This window comes from Rhodococcus sp. 15-2388-1-1a, assembly GCF_002259145.1.
Classification (GTDB): domain Bacteria; phylum Actinomycetota; class Actinomycetes; order Mycobacteriales; family Mycobacteriaceae; genus Rhodococcoides.
The window spans coordinates 23,750-42,523 of record NZ_NPFP01000027.1 but is presented as its reverse complement, the minus strand read 5'-3'; the positions used below and the strand labels follow the sequence as shown (position 1 = coordinate 42,523).

Below are 18,774 nucleotides of genomic sequence, written 5' to 3'. Positions count from 1 at the left end.
TCGCACAACGACCTCGGGCCCGGCCACCTGTCGACGGTGGCCGGGCCCGAGGAGTCTTCTGACGAGCGTCAGATCCCGATGAGATCGTGATCGGCGACCTTCGACGCCAGGATGCGCAGGTGCTCGTCGGCACCGCCGAGGGTGTGCTCGATGGCCACCAGCCGACTGGTGTAGTGCCCGACCGGATATTCGGCCGTGACGCCGATTCCGCCGTGCAACTGAATCGCCTCCTGGCCGATCTTGCGACCGGACCGTGAGATCTGCAGCTTCGCGCGCGAGGCGATCGTCGGGTCGACGTTGCCGTCGGCCAACGACATCGTGGCGTACAGGCTCATGCTGCGGGCGAGTTCGAGCAGCACGTACATGTCCGCCGCACGGAAGGTGAGCGCCTGGAACTTGGCCAGCGGAACCCCGAACTGCTTGCGCGCCTTCAGGTAGTCGGTGGTCAGCCGCAGCGCCTCCTCCATGGCACCGATCGCCTCGGCGCACAGTGCGGCCTGGGCACGCACCTCGGCACCGGTGATCGCCGCAGCTGCGTTCTCGGCGGTGCCGAGCGGTTCGGCCGCGACGTCGACGAATTCGATCTGCGCGGCGCGCTGACCGTCATGGGTGGCGTAGGACTTGCGTGTGAGACCGGTCGCGTCGGCGTCGACGACGAACAGTCCTGTTCCACCGGTGGGCAGCGCGGCACTGACCACGATCACGTCTGCACTACCGCCGTGCGGAACCGGGTTCTTGACGCCGTTGATCGACCACGATCCACCGTCCTCGGTGGCGGTGGTCGCGACCTCGATGTTGGGCCAGCGGCTGCCGGATTCGTTGTGCGCGAACGCCAACATCGACGACCCCTCGGCGACGGGCGGCAGGAGCCGCGCGCGCTGATCGGCGCTGCCGAGTTCGGAGATCAACCCGCCGGGGACGAGCACGGCGTCGAGAATCGGCTCCGGCGCGAGTCGTCGCCCGACCTCGGTCATCACTGCCATGATCTCCACGGGACCGGCGTCCATGCCGCCGTCCTCTTCGCTGAACGTCAGACCCAACAGGCCGACCTCGGCCAACTGCTTCCAGACGTCGGTGCTCCAGCCCAGCTCACCGGCAACGATCTTGTTGCGCTTCTCGGTGTCGTACGCCCGCGTGAGCACCTCACGAGTGGTGTCGCGCAGCAGCTTCTGCTCTTCGTTGAGTTCGAAATCCATGTCTTCAGATGCTCCCTTACAGTCCGAGAATCGCCGAGGCGATGATGGTGCGCTGAACCTCGTTCGAGCCGCCGTAGATCGACACCTTGCGGTAGTTGAGATACCCCGGTACCGAGCGCTGCGCCCAGCCTTCGCTCTCGATGTCCTCGCCCGCCTCGTAGGGCAGTGAGTCCGGCCCGGCAACGTCCATCAGCAATTCGGTCGTGGTCTGCTGCAATTCCGATCCCCGCAGCTTGAGGATCGACGACGCCGGATTCGGCTTGCCGTCGTCCGAGCTGGACACCAGGCGCAGCTGAGTCAGCTCGAGGGCGAGCAGTTCGTTCTCGACCTCGGCCATCTTGGCCGCGAACAGTGGGTCCTCGAGCAGCGTGCCGCTGCCGACCTTGGTCTGTGCGGCGTGCTTCTTCGCCTGTCCGAGATGCACTTTGGTGTGTCCGGCGCGGGCGACGCCGGTGCGCTCGTTACCGAGCAGGAACTTGGCGTAGCTCCAACCCTGGTTCTCCTCGCCGACGAGGTTCTCGGCCGGAACGCGGACGTTGTCGAAGAAGACCTCGTTGACCTCGACACTGCCGTCGATCAGCTTGATGGGGCGCATCTCGATGCCGGGAGTGTTCAGATCGATGAGCAGGAACGAAATTCCGGCCTGCTTCTTCGGCGCGTCCGGGTTGGTGCGCACGAGCGCGAAGATCCAGTCGGCGTACTGGCCGAGCGTGGTCCACGTCTTCTGTCCGTTGACGATGTAGTCGTCACCGTCGCGGATGGCGGTGGTGCGCAACGACGCCAGGTCCGATCCGGCCTCGGGCTCGGAGAAGCCCTGGCACCACCAGATGTCGAGATTCGCCGTCTTGGGCAGGAACTTCTCCTTGAGCTCCTGAGAGCCGAACGTCGCGATGACCGGGCCGACCATCGAGGCGTTGAACGCCAGCGGCTCCGGCACCGACGCCAGCTGCATTTCGTCGAGCCAGATGTGGCGCTGCACAGCGGTCCAGTCGCGGCCACCGAACTCGGCGGGCCAATGTGGGACCGCCAAGCCGTTCTCGTTGAGGATTCGCATGGTCGTAACCACCTCGTCCTTGCTCAACTCCTGACCCGTCGCGCTCTTCTCGCGAATCTCGGCGGGGACCTTCGTGGTGAAGAACGTCCGCATCTCGTCACGGAACGCGGCCTCTTCTTCTGTCAGGGCAAGATTCATCGACAATCCTCCAAGCTCGTTCACGTATCTTCGTATCGACCGTACTCCCTGGTAACTCTGGGATATTCTCCGCTCACTATGACTCTTCTGGCACTGGTTCGGCACGGTGAAACGAACTGGAATCTGCACGGGCGTCTGCAGGGCTCGTCGGACATTCCGCTCAACGACACCGGCCGTGCTCAGGCCCGCGAGGCCGGCTACGAACTCGAGTACCGCCAGTGGGACCACCTGGTCAGTTCACCGTTGATCCGAGCAGCCGAGACCGCCGACATCATCGGTGCCCACCTCGGCCTGACGCGCACCGCCGAGTTCCCCGATCTGGCCGAACGACACTTCGGCGAGGCCGAAGGATTCACCGACTGGGATGCGTATTCGCACTGGCCGAACGGCATGTACCCCGGCTTGGAGCCCCGCTCGAATCTGATCGTCCGAGGCGTGCGCGCCGTCGACGACATCGCCGCGCGTTACCCGGACTCCGCGGTGATCGCCGTGGCGCACGGCGGCGTCATCCGGGCGATCTTCGACGCGATCCGGCGGCGGCACTCGCCGCGCATCCTCAACGCGGGCGTCTCCACCCTCGAACACGACGGTTCTCGCTGGACCGTTCGCACCATCAACGGCATCCCGGTCTGACAGAGTTTTCCTCCATGGAGATCGAACGTCGCATCACCGAACTGGGCTTCACCTTGCCCGGTGAACCGACCGCCCCGCCCGGTTTCGAGTTCTCGTTCGAATGGGTGCGCGTGCGCGGCAACCGGGTCTTCGCGTCCGGGCATTCTCCGTTGGCACCGGACGGAACTCTGGCCGGCCCGTTCGGCGCTGTGCCGTCACAGGTGAATCTCGACGCCGCAACCGACGCCGCTCGCGACACCGCACTGGCGCTCCTCGGTAGCGTCGCCCGTGCCGTCGGAGATCTCGATCGAATCAGCGCGTGGCTGACCGTCACCGGATCGGTCAACGCCGACCACGGCTTCACTCAGACCACCACGGTCGTCAACGGCTTCTCGGATCTTGTGCTCGCAATCTTCGGTCCGGAGATCGGTGCCCATGCCCGCACCGCACTCGGGGTGGCGGCCCTGCCGATGAACAACACCGTCGTGGTGTCAGCGGAACTGGAGATCGACGGGTAGGTTTTTCTCCACTCGTACATACGGCGAAAGCGGGCGCAGATGGTGCGCAGATCGATTCTTGCTCTGGTCGCGATCCTCATCGGCATCCTGGGGCTGTCCGGCTGCAGTTCGTCCTCACAGTCGCTGCTGGACCGGGTGAAGGACGAGGGCGTACTGGTCGTCGGCACCGAGGGCACCTACAGCCCGTTCAGCTATCAGGGCGGCGACGGACAACTCACCGGTTACGACATCGACGTCATCAACGCCGTGGGTGCCGAGTTGGGCGTACGCGTCGACTTCGTGCAGACCCCGTTCGATTCGATCTTCGCCGGACTGCAATCCCAACGCTTCGACCTCATCGCCAACCAGGTCTCGATCACCCCTGCGCGCCAGTCGGCCTACGACCTGTCGACGCCCTACACGGTGTCGGAAGGCCAGATCCTCACCGCCGCAGACGACTCCACCATCACCTCTCTCGCCGACCTGGCCGGCAAGACCACCGCCCAATCCTCGACAAGCAACTGGGCAGAGGTCGCGGCGGACGCGGGCGCGAACGTCGAAGCCGTCGAGGGATTCGTCCAGGCCGTCACGCTCGTCAAGGACGGCCGGGTCGACGCCACCGTCAACGACTCCCTCGCGATCGCCGAGTACCTGCAGCAGACCGGCGACACCGGAGTGAAAATCGCGGGCGAGACCGGAGACACGACCTTGCAATCCTTCGTGGCTCGCAAGGACAGTGGGCTGATGGACGAGGTCGACGCCGCCATCGACACACTCCGCGAGAACGGCACCATCGCCGAGATCTCGAACAAGTACTTCGGCAGCGACGTCGCCGCACCGACGGCCGACACCGTGGTCCCGGTGAGTGACGACGAGGGTTCGACTGCGCCGTCGAAGACACAGCTGGTTCTCGACAACCTGTGGCCGATGCTCAAAGCCACGGTGACCATGACGATTCCGCTGACCGCCATCAGCTTCGTGATCGGACTCGTGATCGCTCTCGCGGTTGCGCTCGCTCGCATCTCGTCGATCACGCCGCTCGCTGCGGTCGCCCGGTTCTACGTCTCGATCATCCGCGGTACTCCCCTGCTGCTGCAGCTGTTCATCATCTTCTACGGGCTCCCGCAATTCGGCATCGTGATTTCGCCGTTCCCGGCCGCGGTGGTCGCGTTCTCGCTGAATGTCGGTGGCTACGCGGCCGAGGTGATCCGTGCCGCGATCCTGAGCGTGCCCAAGGGCCAGTGGGAGGCCGCGCAAACCATCGGGATGGGATACCGAACGACGTTGCAGCGCATCGTGCTTCCACAGGCACTGCGCACCGCGGTACCACCGTTGTCGAACACGCTGATCTCGTTGGTCAAGGACACCTCGCTCGCGTCGACCATCCTGGTGACCGAGCTGCTGCGCGTCGCGCAACTCGCGGCGGCCCCGACATTCGACTTCTTCACCCTCTACACAGTTGCAGCGCTCTACTACTGGGTGATCTGCATCGTTCTCTCGTTCTTCCAAGGCAAACTCGAAGTCCGACTCGACAGGTACGTGGCCAAATGACAGACCTGCTGGAAGTATCCGCACTGAAGAAATCGTTCGGACCACTCGAAGTGTTGAAGGATATCTCGTTCACCGTGCCCTCCGGCACCGTCACCGTCATCATCGGACCGTCCGGATCCGGTAAGACCACGGTGCTGCGCACACTGAACGCACTCGATCAGGCCGACGCAGGCATCATCCGTATCGGGGACGTATCGGTGGATTTCGCAGACTCCGTCAGCGCGGCGCAGCTCCGACATTTCCGTGCCCAGAGCGGCATGGTGTTCCAGAGCCACAACCTGTTTCCGCACAAGACGGTGCTGCAGAACATCATCGAGGGACCGGTGATCGTGCAGAAGCGCGCCAAGGACGACGCCATTCGGGACGCGCACGCAATCCTCGATCAGATCGGTCTCGACGCCAAGTCCGACCAGTACCCGTTCCAGCTTTCCGGCGGCCAGCAACAACGCGTCGGAATTGCGAGAGCTCTCGCTCTTCGCCCCAAGTTGATGCTGTTCGACGAGCCCACCTCGGCACTCGATCCCGAGCTCGTCGGCGAAGTTCTTGCCGTCATCAAAGGCCTTGCCGCACAGGGCTGGACGATGGTGATCGTCACCCACGAAATCCGCTTCGCCCAGCAGGTCGCCGATCAGGTGCTGTTCATCGAGAACGGCGTCGTCCTGGAACGAGGCACACCGGAACAGGTGCTGGTGAACCCGACCGAGCCCCGGACCCGTCAATTCCTGCAGCGGATACTGGCGTAGAGGGGCTGCGCCCGTTCTAGAGGTGCGGTAGCACCTTGTCCAGGGTGATCGGGAGGTCACGGACTCGGACGCCGGTGGCGTTGTAGACGGCATTGCCGATGGCCGCCGAGGATCCGACTGCACCGATCTCACCGATACCCTTGCCGCCCATGGGCGCCAGTTCTGTGTCGACTTCCTCGACCCATACGGCCTCGAGATCGGTGACGTCCGCACACGCCGGGATGTGGTACTCCGCGAAATCATGATTGGCGAATCCACCGAACTCGCGATCGGTGATGCCGTTCTCCATCAGCGCCATGCCGAGTCCGAACGTCATGCCGCCGATGAGCTGAGACCTGGCCAGCCGCGGATTCATCACCGCGCCGATACCGAAGACGCCGAGCATCCTTCGTACCCGCACTTCACCGGTGTCGATGTCGACCGCCACCTCGGCGAACTGGGCACCGAAAGCCATGCGCGCCAGCTCCTTCTGACCCTCGACGTCGTCGGTGGTGTCGGCCTCGGCCGAGTTCCCCGGCTCGTACGAACCCTGAGCCTTCAGAGAGTGGCAGACCTTGGTGACGGCCCAGCCCCACGACGAGGTGCCCGAGGAGCCGCCTGCTCCAGGCGCTTTCGGCAGTGCGCTGTCGCCGAGTTCGAGTGTGACGGTGTCCGCGTCCACCCCGAGCGCATCGGCCGCGATCTGGCGCAGCACGGTGCGCGCGCCGGTTCCGATGTCCGACGCGGCGACGGAGACCGTGATCGTGCCGTCCTGCTCCACGCGCGCCGACGCGGTACTCGGTGAGATCAGCACCGGGTAGCTGGCCGTCGCGACCCCCATGCCGACCAGAGTGTTGCCTTCTCGACGCTGACCGGGCGCGGAATTGCGGCGGTCCCAGCCGAACTTCTCGGCTCCCTCGCGGAGGCATTGCACCACGCTGCGTGAGCTGAACGGGTTACCACTGGCCGGATCGACGTCCGGCTCGTTGCGAATCCGCAGATCGATCGGATCGATACCGGTGGCCACGGCCAATTCGTCGATGGCCGTCTCGACGGCGAACATGCCCGGCGCTTCGCCGGGTGCCCGCATCCACCGCGGGGTTCCGACGTCCAGCTGTGCGAGCCGGTGGGTGGTGCGACGGTTCGGAGCCGCGTAGATGTGCCGAGTCGATTCCGAGGTCTGCTCACAGAACTCGAAGATCGTGCTGGTCTGCTGGAACGAATCGTGTGCGATCGCCTGCAGAGTTCCGGTCGAATCAGCGCCCAGACGAACGTGATTGAGCGTCGGGGTGCGATAGCCGACGACATCGAACAGGGCCTGCCTCGGCAGGACCAGCTTCACTGTCTTACCGGTGGCCCGTGCAGCCATCGCCGCGAGGATCGCATTGGGCCGAGTACTGCCCTTGGCTCCGAATCCGCCGCCGACGTTCTCCGCGATCACGCGAACGTTCTCGGGCTCGAGGTCGAACGCCGTGGCGAGGTCGCCCTGAACACCGGACGGTGCCTGCGTCGAATCCCACACCGTCAGAACGCCGTCGGACCACTGCGCCGTGGTGGCATGCGGCTCCATCGGACTGTTGTGCATCGGCGCGGTGGAGTACCAATTGTCGACGAGGTGCTCGGCCGATGCCAGCGCAGCGTCGGGATCGCCGACGGTCACGTCGGTGGGGAACCCCGCATTGACGGACTCGGGCGCGTAGAGCGTGCTGTGCTCCGCCGTCAATGTGTTGTCGGGAGAGCGGACGCCGGCGTACCGCACCTGCACCTGGGCAGCGGCGGCCCGCGCGGCTTGCAGGGTCTCGGCCACGACGACGGCAACGCTCTGGCCGCGGTACGCGACGGTGTTCGACTGCAGCACATGCAATTCGGCGTCCTCGACCTCGCCGAGCTTCTCGGCGCTGCCGTGCCACAGGACGGCGTGCACCGCAGGGTCGGTAGCGAGTTCGACGTGCTCGACCGTGCCTGCAGGAACTGTCGCGGGCACGTACCAGGCGTACAACTGGCCGACGGCCGGCGGCTGCTCGGCGGCGTACCGAGCCCGGCCGGTCACCTTCGCTATCGATTCGGTGCGCTGAATCGGTTGCCCGATCGATGCGGTCATGACCGATCCCCCGAATCTGTGAGTTCCACCAGGGTGCGGGCGACGAGGTTGGTCACCAGCGGAATCTTGAACGCGTTGTCGCGCAACGGCTCTGCCGCGTCGAGTTCCATTGCGATCGCCCGCCGGAACGACGCCTCGTCGGCGGCCGCGCCGAGCAGCGCGTGCTCGGCCGTGCGAGCCCGCCACGGCTTGTGCGCCACACCGCCCAGCGCGATCGACACCCCACGCACGACGCCGTCCTCGACATCGAGCACGGCGGCCACGGATGCGACGGCAAACGCGTAGGACTGCCGATCCCGCACCTTGCGGTACGTGGAGACGGTGCCGTCCGCCAATTCCGGTATCTCCACGGCCGTGACGATTTCGTCCCGCGCGACCGTGTTGTCACGTTCCGGATCGTCGCCGGGAAGTCGGTAGAAGTCGTCGATCGGCACGACACGCTCACCGTCGACTCCGCGCACGACGACATGCGCATCGAGAGCCGACAGCGCAACCGCCATGTCCGAAGGATGCGTCGCCACGCACGCCTCCGAAGCCCCGAGGATCGCGAGATTCCTGTGCTCACCCGTCCGGGCCGGGCAGCCCGAACCGGGTTCGCGTTTGTTGCACGGCTTCGACGAGTCCATGAAGTAGACGCACCGGGTGCGCTGGAACAGGTTTCCGCCGGTGGTGGCCATGTTGCGTAACTGGCCCGAGGCTCCGGAGAGCACCGCCCGCGAGAGCACCGGATAACGCTGACGCACCACCGGGTGCACCGCGAGGTCACTGTTGGTCACGCCGGAACCGACACGAAGCGAGCCGTCGTCCGACACGTCGATGTCGTGCAGCGGAAGACGCGTCACATCGATCAGCGTCGTGGGGCCCACGACACCGAGCTTCATCAGGTCGACGAGGTTGGTTCCCCCACCGAGCAGCATCGCGTTCTCGTTCTCGGCGAGGCGGGCCACGGCGTCGTCGACGGCGGTGGCGGCGTCGTACTCGAAGGTCTTCACGATGCGTCCCGTACGGCCGAGACGATATTGCAGTAGGCACCACAACGACAGAGGTTGCCGCTCATACGTTCTCGTACTTCGTCGGAATCGAGTTCGACATCGGCGGCCTCGATGTCCTCGGTGACCGCGCTCGGCCAACCCTGCTTGGCCTCTTCGATCACCGCCACCGCCGAACAGATCTGCCCGGATGTGCAGTACCCGCACTGGAACGCGTCACGGTCGACGAAGGCCTGCTGCACGGGATGCAGTGTGTCGCCGTCGGACAGTCCCTCGACCGTGGTGATGTCGCGATCCTGTTGCGCAACCGCGAACGTCAGGCAGCTGTTGATCCGCCGCCCCTCGACCAACACCGTGCACGCACCGCACTGCCCGTGGTCACACCCCTTCTTGGCACCGATCAGGTCTAGGTTTTCCCGAAGGGCGTCGAGCAGGGTGGTTCGCATGTCGCAGTCGAACTCGCGATCGGTGCCGTTGACACGGAGAGTGACGTGGGTCATGGGCGGGTGGATACCCGCGGCCTCGACCGTCAAACGCTCGACCCCGAGGTCGTGCGCGGAGACTCGTAGTGGACTACGAATTGCCGCGCACGTGCGTCAGCGCTTTCCCTTGAACTTTCCGCCGCCGCGTGGACCGCCGCTGCGTCCGGGAGGGCCGGAATCGGGTTGCAGTTGAATCAACACGCCACTGATGCGGGTGCGGCGCAACGCCTCGACCGTCTCGTCGGCGAGGTCGGCAGGCAACTCCACCAACGAGTGATCGGGACGAATGCTGATGTGCCCGAAGTCGCTTCGGCGCAGACCGCCTTCGTTGGCGATGGCACCGACGATCGCACCCGGAGCGACGTGATGCCGCTTGCCGACGCTGATGCGGTAGGTCGCCATCTCCTGGCCCGTCTTGCGGTGGTGCGAACTGGCCGCGTCCTCGTCGAACGTGCGCGGTGGTCTCGGTTCGCGAGGCTCGCGCGGTGCCCGCGGCGGGGCAGGCGGCTCGGGCTTGAGCAAGAACGCTTCGCCGTCGCGGGACTGGATGGCCAGAGCGGCTGCGATGTCGACCAAGGGCACGTCGTGCTCACGCTCGTAGTCCTCGATGAGACGACGGAACAGCGCCAGATTCTCGTTGCCCAGGCTCTCGGTGATGGAGTCCTTGAACTTCGTCACGCGCTGCGCGTTGACGTCGTCGACGCTCGGGAGCTGCATCTCGGTGATCGGCTGACGCGTCGCACGTTCGATGGCCTTGAGCAGGTGCCGCTCGCGCGGTGCGACGAACAGCAGAGCCTGACCGGCGCGACCGGCGCGACCGGTACGACCGATGCGGTGCACGTAGGACTCGGTGTCGTGCGGGATGTCGTAGTTGATGACGTGCGAGATGCGGTCGACGTCGAGACCGCGGGCCGCGACATCGGTGGCCACCAGGATGTCGATCTGGCCGTTCTTGAGCTGCCCGATGGTGCGCTCACGCTGGGCCTGCACGATGTCGCCGTTGATCGCAGCGGCCGAGAAGCCCCGTGCGCGCAGCTTTTCGGCGAGTTCCTCGGTGGCCTGCTTGGTGCGCACGAACATGATCATGGCCTCGAACTCTTCGACCTCGAAGATTCGAGTCAGCGCCTCGAGCTTGCGCTGATGGGCCACCTGGACGTACCGCTGGGTGATGTTCGGTGCCGTCGAGGTCTTGGTCTTGACGGTGATCTCCACCGGGTCGTGCAGGTACTGCTTGGAGATCTTGCGGATCGCGGCAGGCATCGTGGCCGAGAACAACGCCACCTGCTTGTACTCCGGGGTATCGGAGAGAATGCGCTCGACGTCTTCCTGGAAGCCCATCTTGAGCATCTCGTCGGCCTCGTCGAGCACGAGGTACTCGAGCCCGGACAGGTCGAGCGTGCCCTTCTCGAGATGGTCGATGACTCGACCGGGAGTGCCGACGATGATCTGCGCGCCCTTACGCAGACCCGAGAGCTGGATGCCGTACGCCTGACCACCGTAGATCGGCAGAATATGCAGACCGGGGATGTGGGTGGCGTACTTACCGAACGCCTCGGCGACCTGCAGCGCGAGCTCGCGCGTCGGGGCCAGCACCAATGCCTGCGGCGTCCGACGCGAGACGTCGAGACGGGACAGAATCGGCACCGCGAACGCGGCGGTCTTGCCGGTACCGGTCTGCGCGAGGCCGACGACGTCGTTGCCTGCCATCAGCGGCGGGATGGTGGCCGCCTGGATGGGCGACGGGCTTTCGTAGCCGACATCGCGGAGGGCCTTCAGGACCCGCTCGTCGATTCCGAGATCGGCAAAGGTGATGTCGTCGCCGGCTGGGACGGAAGCGGACTCCGAAAGGGGCGAACTCGTCTCGTCAGACGTCACGGCGGCATCCTGATCAGTTTCTGAAGTGCTCATATGTCGCACGAGTTTAGTACCTGCTCGGCCCCCGCGAACCCTTCTACGCTGATCAGGTGACGAAAACGGCCGCGGCGGCGTGCGGTGCGAGCGGCCTCACACCGGCGACCCGACACCCGAGCGCACGCGCAGGCGGTTAAGTTGTACTCCGAGTCACACTCAACCCCCTCGGACTCGCGGCAAAGTCGACAAACCGGACACCCCGGATGGTGCGCCACGGCCCCGAATGTGATGAAATGCACAACTACCACGCTATTTTTCCGTAAGGGGTCCAGCAGTGCGCGAATATTCTGTGCCGGCGTCGTTCACCATTCCTGACGACGCATCCATGGCCGACACCGTCTACAGGTACGAGAAGGAATCGCCGAACTTCGTACCGTTCCAACGTCTGGTGAACGGCAACTGGACCGACGTCACCGCAGCTCGGTTCGCGGCCGAGGTCGCGGCAGCTGCCAAGGGACTGATCGCCTCCGGGATCGAACTCGGCGACCGCGTCGCCATCCTCAGCGCGACGCGCTACGAGTGGGTCGTCCTCGACTACGCCATCTGGTCCGCAGGCGGATGCACCGTCGCGATCTACGAGACGTCCTCCGCCGACCAGGCGCAGTGGATTCTCGAGGACTCCGCCACCAAGCTGCTCGTCGTCGAGACCGCAGCGCACGCCTCGAACCTCAAAGAGGTCACCGAAGGTGCCAAGGATCTGCGTGAGGTTCCGCAGATCGACGCCGGAGCCATCGACGAACTGACCACCCGCGGTGCCGGAGTCAGCGACGAGGATCTGCATGCGCGACGCCATCAGGTCAGCGCCGCATCGCCCGCGACCCTGATCTACACCTCGGGCACCACCGGCCGCCCCAAGGGCGTTCAGCTCACCCACGCCAACTTCTACGCCGAGGTTCAGGCCACCCAGATCGCGCTGCACGACTCGATGAAGGAGGGCAACCGCACACTGATGTTCCTCCCGATGGCGCACGTGTTCGCCCGTGCCGTGTCCTTCGGCTCCTTCGAGTCCAAGGTCACCGTCGGACACACCTCGGACGTGACGACTCTGGTGGATCAGTTCGCCGTGTTCAAGCCGGACTTCATCCTGTCGGTGCCGCGCGTGTTCGAGAAGGTCTACAACTCCGCCAAGCAGAAGGCGCACGATGGCGGCAAGGGTTCGATCTTCGACAAGGCCGCCGCGACGGCCATCGAGTGGAGCGAGGCCCAGGAGAAGGGCGGAGCCGGGCTGGTTCTGAACCTCAAGCACACAGTGTTCGACAAGCTCGTGTACTCCAAGCTGCGCGCAGCACTCGGCGGCAACTGCACCCGCGCGGTGTCCGGCGGCGGACCTCTCGGTGCCCGCCTCGGCCACTTCTTCCGCGGTGCAGGCGTCCCGGTCTACGAGGGCTACGGACTGACCGAGACCAGCGCGGCCATCACCGTCAACACCACCAAGGAACAGCGCGTCGGCACCGTCGGCAAGCCCATCGACGGCCACTCGGTCAAGGTCGCCGAAGACGGTGAACTGCTGCTCAAGGGACCGGTCGTGTTCAGCGGCTACTGGCACAACGAGAAGGCCACGGCCGAGGCCATCGTCGACGGCTGGTTCCACACCGGCGACCTCGGCGCGATCGACCAGGAAGGCTACGTCTCGATCACCGGCCGCAAGAAGGAGATCATCGTGACCGCGGGCGGCAAGAACGTCGCCCCCGCAGTGCTCGAGGACGCCCTCCGCGCGAACGCGATCATCAGCCAGTGCCTCGTCGTCGGCGACGCCAAGCCGTTCATCGGTGCGCTGATCACCCTCGACCCCGAGGCCATGCCGGGCTGGCTCCAACGGCACGATCTGGCCGCGGACATTCCGTTCTCCGAACTGTCCAAGAACGCCGACCTCGTCGCCGAGATCGACAAGGCCGTCGCCGAGGCCAACAAGAAGGTCTCGAACCCCGAGCAGATCAAGAAGTACACGATCCTCGAGAACGACTTCACCGTCGAAACCGGTGAGCTCACCCCGACGATGAAGCTCAAGCGCAACATCATTCACGCCGAGCGCGGCAGCGACATCGAAGCCATCTACACGTAGATCGACCACACGAGAAGGGCCCGGCGCGATGTTCGCGCCGGGCCCTTCTTTTCTTCGTTGTCAGGACATGTGGTCGTCGAGGAACTCCGCCACCACCGACGTCACCTGCAGGTGGATCTTCTCGTGCAGCAGGTCGTGACCACCGTCCTCGAACTCACGCAGGGACGCGTCGGGAACACCGCCGATCCACTCGCGCACCGCATCGATCGGAGCCAGACGGTCGTCCACGCCGTGCACGGCAAGAAGCGGAATCACATTGTCTGCGAGGTCGGTGACCGAGCCGGTCACCGACTTGGGCGTTCCGCACAGCACGGCGCACCGCACTGCCTCCGGATGCGCGCCGAGGGCAGCGATGGCCGTCGCCGCACCCAACGAATGACCCATCAGAGCGAACGACAGTTCCGGGTGCTCGGCCTCGGCCATGTCCAGCAACTGCAGCGCGTTCCGAGCGAGTGCGGGGATCTGAGCGGCATCCGTCAACTCACCCTCGGTGAGGCCGTGGCCCACGTGATCGACCGCCCACACATCGACTCCGCGTCCGTTGAGGACCCGGGCGAAACGGTGATAGTGGCCGCTGTTCTGGCCGAGACCGTGCAGAAAAACGAGACCGAAACGAGCATCGGGAACAGTCCAGTTTCGGTAATGGACAGCACCGGTGGCTCCGTCGAAAAAAGGCATTCGATCATTTTGCCTCCTCGCGGCGGCATCCGCGCGCAACGTGACCGGTACCGCGCGTGGTGGTGACTAGGGTGGGCGCGTGTTCCTCATCGGCGATCGCGTCATCTACAGCGCCAGCGACCTCGCCTCGGCAGCGTCGTGCGAATTCGGACTGCTGCGCCGACTCGACGGCCTCACCGGTCTGATCCCGCGCGCAACCGCCGCGCCGGATCCGATGCTGGACCGCACCTCTGCACTCGGATTCGAGCACGAACGCCGCCAGCTCGAGACATTCCAGCAGCGATTTCCCGGCGGTGTCCTGACGATGGACCGACCGGGACGCACCGCACAGGAATTGGCCGACGCGGCCTGGGCGACGTTCACCGCCCTCACCTCCCGGACACCCGTGGTGTATCAGGCCACCTTCTTCGACGGCCGATTTCTCGGATTCTGCGACTTTCTGGTGGCCGAGGGCGATCGGTACGCCGTGTACGACACCAAGCTGTCGCGGCACGCGAAGGTGTCGGCCCTGCTGCAGCTGGCGGCCTACGCGGACGCGCTCCGATCCGGCGGGATCGTTCCGAGCGACGAGGTGCACCTGATGCTCGGCGACGGCAGCGACTCCGCGCACTCGCTCACCGAGATCCTTCCGGTCTACCGGCAGTCCCGGGAACACCTGCAACACATACTCGACGAACACCACGCCGAGGGCACCGTCGTCGACTGGTTCGATTCGCGCTACTCCGGCTGCGGGCAATGCGAGGCATGCACGGTCGAGGTGGAACAGCACCGCGACCTGGTTCTCGTCGCCGGCATGCGCGCGAGTACCAGGGACAGACTGCTCGACGCCGGCATCTCGACGATCGACGAACTCGCTGCATCGACCGCGAACGTGGACGGCATGTCCTCTCGCACGGTCACGAATCTGCGAGCTCAGGCCGCGCTGCAGGTTCGCCAGGAACACAGCGGCGACGCCGAGTTCGAGATCTTCGACGCCGATGCACTCGGCGTGATCCCCGAGCCCGATCCGGGCGACATCTTCTTCGACTTCGAGGGCGACCCGTTGTGGGCCGAGGCCGGCAGTGCCGAATGGGGTCTCGAGTACCTGTTCGGCGTCTACACCGCCGACGGCGACTTCCTCCCGTTCTGGGCGCACGATCGCGCGCAGGAACGCCGCGCCCTGATCGACTTTCTCGACTACGTCTCCGCGCGCCGTGCCGCGTACCCGAACATGCACGTCTACCACTACGCGCCGTACGAGAAGACCGCGCTACTGCGCCTCGCCGGTCGCTACGGAGTAGGTGAGGACGCGGTCGACGACCTACTGCGGGACAACGTTCTGGTGGACCTCTATCCGATCGTGCGATCTGCGGTGCGCATCGGTGCCAGGTCCTACAGCATCAAGAAGCTCGAACCCCTGTACATGCCCGCGGCCCGCGACGGAGACGTCACCGACGCGGCCGCGTCGATCGTCGAATACGCGAACTGGTGCGATCTACGAGACCAGGGGAAGGACGCCGAGGCCGCTGCTCTGCTCGCCGATATCGCCGAGTACAACCGCACCGACTGCGAATCGACGCTGCGACTGCGGGATTGGTTGCTCGCGCGCGCGTCGGATGCCGGTGTGCACCCACGGGCAACGCAGCATCTCGAGCTCGAAGACGGTGCAACCGACACCGCGAGTCCGCTCGAGCTCGAACTCGCCGACTACGCCGGTCTGCCGTGGGAGCGCACCTCGACGCAGCAGGCCGTCGCATTGTTCTCCGGTTCCATCGGGTATCACCGACGTGAACGAAAGCCGTTCTGGTGGGCTCACTTCGATCGTCTGACCCACCCGCTCGACGAGTGGGCCGACGCGGCCGACGTGCTGAAGGTCGAGCGCGCCGAGCTGGTGCACGACTGGATGAAAACTGCACCGAAGCAACGGGTCATGCGACGACAGCTCAAGCTGTTGGGGCACCTGAGCAGCGGCGTCCTGTCGAGCTCGAAGGTCAAGCTGCTCTACGACGACCCGGCCCCGGAAGGACTACCGAAACAGCAGCCGACCCATCGCGCGACCACGACGGTCGAGATCGTGGAGGCGGGCTACGAGGGCACCCTCGACATGGTGGTGGTGCAGGAGAACCTACGCAAGGGAGTGGACGAGTACCCCGACTTCCCCGTCGCCACCGCACCCGAACCGCCCCCGGCGACCAAGTACCTGGAGCAGGCGATCGTTGCCGTCGCCGCCGAGGTCCACGCCGCACTGCCGGACCTTCCACGCACGGCCGTCGCCGATCTGCTGACGCTGTCGCCGCCCCGAACCCGTTCCGGCACCGGCCTTCCCGAGGTGCACGCCGGTGACTACGCGACGGCCGTCACGGCGGCGCTGCTCGATCTGGATCACTCCTACGTTGCCGTGCAGGGTCCGCCCGGGACCGGGAAGACGTACACCGCTGCACGGGTGATCGCCGAATTGGTCGATGTACATCACTGGAAGGTCGGCGTGGTGGGCCAATCGCACCACGTGGTGAACAACCTGCTCGACACCATCGTGGCCGCAGGGGTGGACCCGGCCGAGGTGGGCAAGAAGGCACCGACCGCCCACACCGTCGTCGAACCCACCGACTACGCCCGCTTCGTCACCGACGCCGAGGGCGGCTGCGTCATCGGCGGTACCGCCTGGGACTTCTCCAACCCCGGCCGCATCCCGCCCGAGTCGCTCGATCTCCTGGTCATCGACGAGGCCGGGCAGTTCTCGCTGGCCAACACCATCGCCGTCTCGGTGTCCGCACGCAACCTGCTGCTGCTCGGCGACCCGGCCCAGCTGCCGCAGGTCAGCCAGGGCACCCACCCCGAACCCGTCGACGAGTCGGCGCTGGGCTGGATCACCAGCGGTCACCCGACGCTGCCCGCCGACCGCGGGTACTTCCTGGCCACGACGTGGCGGATGCATCCCGATCTGTGCGCGCCGGTCTCGGCACTGTCGTACGAGGGCAAGCTCGAGTCCAACAGTGCTGTGACACAGGCACGTTCACTGGACTCGCTCGAGCCCGGCCTGCATATCGTCTACCTCGACCACCACGGCAACTCCACCGACTCGGTGGAGGAAGCCGACGAGATCGTCACTCACGTGCAGAATCTGCTCGGCCGACCGTGGAGCGACCCGCAGTCCTTCGAGGGTGCGCGGCCCATGGACCAGGGCGACTTCCTGGTCGTCGCGGCCTACAACGCGCAGGTGGCCGTCATCGTCGAACGACTCGCGGCCGCCGGACTCGACGAGGTCTCGGTGGGCACCGTCGACAAGTTCCAAGGACGACAGGCACCGGTCGTGTTGATCTCGATGGCCGCGTCGGCGATCGAAGACGTTCCGCGAGGCATGGGCTTTCTGTTGTCCCGCAACAGACTCAACGTCGCCGTCTCGCGTGGCCAGTGGGCCGCGATACTGATCCGGTCGCGGGCACTGACCCGCTACCTGCCGTCCACCCCGGCCGGACTGGTCACCCTCGGCACCTTCATGAGCCTGTGCGAGAACGGAATTCAGCCGAACGCCATGCCCTCACCACGATAAGTGGGGACCGCCTCGACGGACCCGTCGGCGTGCACCAGATGCAGGGTGTCGAATCGCTCGCACAGCTCGCCCGCCTTGGCGTGCCGGAACCAGACGCGATCACCGATCCGGATCTCTTCCGCTCCACTCACCGGAGTCTGCACCTCGCCCGCACCTTCGTTGCGCAGCAGCCTCAGACCGGACGTCACCACTCCCCTGGCCTTTCTCGACCAGGCGATCGGCCGCGGGGACCTCGACGTCGACGCCGGACCCGACGCGATGTAGCCACCACCGAACAGCGTGGCGATCTGCGGCGTCGGCTTGCGCACCGCGGGCAGCGCGAAGAACAGCGAGGGCTCGGCCGAGAATGCGCGATACCGATCGAAGAGCGTCGGCGCGAACAAGCCCGATCCCGCGGTCACCTCGGTGACGACCGGATCGGCGGCCGAGAAGTCGATCGACCCGGTACCGCCACTGTTGACGATCTCGATCCGCCCGACGGCCGCGGTCACGGCCTCGACCACCGCCGTTCTGCGCGTGGAGATCTCACGCGACGACAGCGACTTCATCCATTCCACCGCAACATTGGAATCGGGCACACCGGCGATCTGCGCCTCGTAGAACATCAGACCGACCACTCGGAACCCACGCGCCTGCGCCACCCGCGCGAAGGCGGCGACCTGCTCGGGTTCGCGCAGCGGCGAACGTCTGACACCGATGTGCAGCGGCCCGATCCGCAGCGAGGCATCGACATCGATACAGATACGTGGCTTGAGAAGATCACTGTCGGTCGCGTCGCGCACGATGTCCAGCTGTGCGACGTCGTCGACCATCAGCGTGATGCGCCCCGACAGAACACGATCGTTCACGACCTCGGCGAGGGCGGTGCGATCGACCGTCGGGTACCCCATCAGGATGTCCTCGACGCCGTGGCGCGCCAACCAGATCGCCTCACGCAGCGAGTACGCCATGACCCCGCTCACGCCGTCGGCCGCGAGCACCCGATCCAGTACCGCCCGGCACCGAACCGACTTGCTCGCGATCCTGATCGGCACTCCGTCCGCCCGTGCCCGCAGAGCAGCAGCATTGGCATCGAGCGCGGCGGAATCGACTGCAGCCAAAGGTGATTCGAGACCCTCGGTGGCAGCGGCGATACGGGACAGTGGTGTCGTGTCGGTGGTTGCGACACCGGCGATCGAACTCATGCGGCGTATTCCTTCGTCGTCGTTGCCAGGCCTACACAGTCAAACACTCCGCAGCCCAGAAGTCCCAG

At 65.6% G+C, this 18,774-nt stretch carries 14 protein-coding genes; 6 read left to right on the top strand and 8 right to left on the bottom strand.

What is annotated here, in order from left to right:
* Positions 1 to 68 precede the first annotated feature (68 nt).
* The gene (locus CH302_RS16650) at positions 69 to 1,196 is read right to left on the bottom strand and encodes an acyl-CoA dehydrogenase family protein (RefSeq protein WP_037190302.1); all 1,128 of its coding nucleotides are present in this window, start codon (positions 1,194 to 1,196) and stop codon (positions 69 to 71) included.
* Positions 1,197 to 1,212: 16 nt separating this feature from the next.
* Positions 1,213 to 2,388, bottom strand: coding sequence for an acyl-CoA dehydrogenase family protein (locus CH302_RS16645; protein ID WP_037190305.1), 1,176 nt, complete (start codon positions 2,386 to 2,388; stop codon positions 1,213 to 1,215).
* Between the two features lie 78 nt (positions 2,389 to 2,466).
* On the opposite strand from CH302_RS16645, the gene CH302_RS16640 reads away from it, so the two are divergent.
* From CH302_RS16640 to CH302_RS16625, 4 genes are read left to right on the top strand one after another with little or no spacing between them, the layout of a single operon-like run.
* On the top strand, positions 2,467 to 3,021 hold the full coding sequence (locus CH302_RS16640; RefSeq protein ID WP_037190307.1) for a histidine phosphatase family protein: 555 nt from the start codon (positions 2,467 to 2,469) through the stop codon (positions 3,019 to 3,021).
* A gap of 14 nt (positions 3,022 to 3,035) precedes the next feature.
* Entirely contained in the window at positions 3,036 to 3,518 is a 483-nt protein-coding gene (locus tag CH302_RS16635) for a RidA family protein (RefSeq protein ID WP_037190309.1), read from the top strand.
* A 39-nt stretch (positions 3,519 to 3,557) separates the two neighbouring features.
* Positions 3,558 to 5,048, top strand: coding sequence for an ABC transporter permease subunit (locus CH302_RS16630; RefSeq protein WP_082323632.1), 1,491 nt, complete (start codon positions 3,558 to 3,560; stop codon positions 5,046 to 5,048).
* Complete coding sequence (locus CH302_RS16625) at positions 5,045 to 5,791, top strand: amino acid ABC transporter ATP-binding protein (RefSeq protein ID WP_037190312.1); 747 nt, start codon at positions 5,045 to 5,047, stop codon at positions 5,789 to 5,791. The genes CH302_RS16630 and CH302_RS16625 overlap by 4 nt, the downstream gene beginning before the upstream one ends.
* A gap of 16 nt (positions 5,792 to 5,807) precedes the next feature.
* Here CH302_RS16625 and CH302_RS16620 read toward each other — a convergent pair whose 3' ends face one another.
* The 4 genes from CH302_RS16620 to CH302_RS16605 all read right to left on the bottom strand — a co-directional run bounded on the left by CH302_RS16620 (position 5,808) and on the right by CH302_RS16605 (position 11,250).
* Positions 5,808 to 7,871, bottom strand: coding sequence for a xanthine dehydrogenase family protein molybdopterin-binding subunit (locus CH302_RS16620; protein WP_037190314.1), 2,064 nt, complete (start codon positions 7,869 to 7,871; stop codon positions 5,808 to 5,810).
* A complete protein-coding gene (locus CH302_RS16615; RefSeq protein ID WP_037190316.1) occupies positions 7,868 to 8,863 on the bottom strand; it encodes an FAD binding domain-containing protein in 996 nt (331 codons plus the stop codon). Before CH302_RS16615 ends, CH302_RS16620 begins: the two co-directional genes overlap by 4 nt.
* Positions 8,860 to 9,360: a 2Fe-2S iron-sulfur cluster-binding protein gene (locus CH302_RS16610; protein WP_037190317.1), complete on the bottom strand. Its 501-nt coding sequence runs from the start codon at positions 9,358 to 9,360 to the stop codon at positions 8,860 to 8,862. The genes CH302_RS16615 and CH302_RS16610 overlap by 4 nt, the downstream gene beginning before the upstream one ends.
* A gap of 96 nt (positions 9,361 to 9,456) precedes the next feature.
* On the bottom strand, positions 9,457 to 11,250 hold the full coding sequence (locus tag CH302_RS16605) for a DEAD/DEAH box helicase (RefSeq protein ID WP_037190318.1): 1,794 nt from the start codon (positions 11,248 to 11,250) through the stop codon (positions 9,457 to 9,459).
* A 277-nt stretch (positions 11,251 to 11,527) separates the two neighbouring features.
* Between CH302_RS16605 and CH302_RS16600 the strand changes: the two genes are divergently transcribed.
* Positions 11,528 to 13,315: an AMP-dependent synthetase/ligase gene (locus tag CH302_RS16600; protein ID WP_037190319.1), complete on the top strand. Its 1,788-nt coding sequence runs from the start codon at positions 11,528 to 11,530 to the stop codon at positions 13,313 to 13,315.
* Positions 13,316 to 13,375: 60 nt separating this feature from the next.
* On the opposite strand, the gene CH302_RS16595 is transcribed toward CH302_RS16600, so the two are convergent.
* Positions 13,376 to 13,993, bottom strand: a complete 618-nt coding sequence (locus CH302_RS16595) for an alpha/beta hydrolase (RefSeq protein WP_037190321.1) — start codon at positions 13,991 to 13,993, stop codon at positions 13,376 to 13,378.
* 79 nt (positions 13,994 to 14,072) lie between these two features.
* Here CH302_RS16595 and CH302_RS16590 point away from each other — a divergent pair, with 79 nt between their 5' ends.
* On the top strand, positions 14,073 to 17,522 hold the full coding sequence (locus CH302_RS16590; protein ID WP_037190323.1) for a TM0106 family RecB-like putative nuclease: 3,450 nt from the start codon (positions 14,073 to 14,075) through the stop codon (positions 17,520 to 17,522).
* Here CH302_RS16590 and CH302_RS16585 read toward each other — a convergent pair.
* The gene (locus CH302_RS16585) at positions 17,492 to 18,706 is read right to left on the bottom strand and encodes an alanine racemase (protein ID WP_037190325.1); all 1,215 of its coding nucleotides are present in this window, start codon (positions 18,704 to 18,706) and stop codon (positions 17,492 to 17,494) included. The genes CH302_RS16590 and CH302_RS16585 overlap by 31 nt on opposite strands.
* Between the last annotated feature and the right edge of the window lie 68 nt (positions 18,707 to 18,774).

Bases quoted from the DNA above. Each gene is read 5' to 3' on its own strand.
- CH302_RS16635 (WP_037190309.1), top strand. From the start codon at position 3,036: ATGGAGATCGAACGTCGCATCACCGAACTGGGCTTCACCTTGCCCGGT.
- CH302_RS16610 (WP_037190317.1), bottom strand. From the start codon at position 9,360: ATGACCCACGTCACTCTCCGTGTCAACGGCACCGATCGCGAGTTCGAC.
- CH302_RS16620 (WP_037190314.1), bottom strand. From the start codon at position 7,871: ATGACCGCATCGATCGGGCAACCGATTCAGCGCACCGAATCGATAGCG.
- CH302_RS16585 (WP_037190325.1), bottom strand. From the start codon at position 18,706: ATGAGTTCGATCGCCGGTGTCGCAACCACCGACACGACACCACTGTCC.
- CH302_RS16640 (WP_037190307.1), top strand. From the start codon at position 2,467: ATGACTCTTCTGGCACTGGTTCGGCACGGTGAAACGAACTGGAATCTG.
- CH302_RS16605 (WP_037190318.1), bottom strand. From the start codon at position 11,250: ATGAGCACTTCAGAAACTGATCAGGATGCCGCCGTGACGTCTGACGAG.
- CH302_RS16650 (WP_037190302.1), bottom strand. From the start codon at position 1,196: ATGGATTTCGAACTCAACGAAGAGCAGAAGCTGCTGCGCGACACCACT.
- CH302_RS16595 (WP_037190321.1), bottom strand. From the start codon at position 13,993: ATGCCTTTTTTCGACGGAGCCACCGGTGCTGTCCATTACCGAAACTGG.
- CH302_RS16645 (WP_037190305.1), bottom strand. From the start codon at position 2,388: ATGAATCTTGCCCTGACAGAAGAAGAGGCCGCGTTCCGTGACGAGATG.
- CH302_RS16630 (WP_082323632.1), top strand. From the start codon at position 3,558: ATGGTGCGCAGATCGATTCTTGCTCTGGTCGCGATCCTCATCGGCATC.
- CH302_RS16625 (WP_037190312.1), top strand. From the start codon at position 5,045: ATGACAGACCTGCTGGAAGTATCCGCACTGAAGAAATCGTTCGGACCA.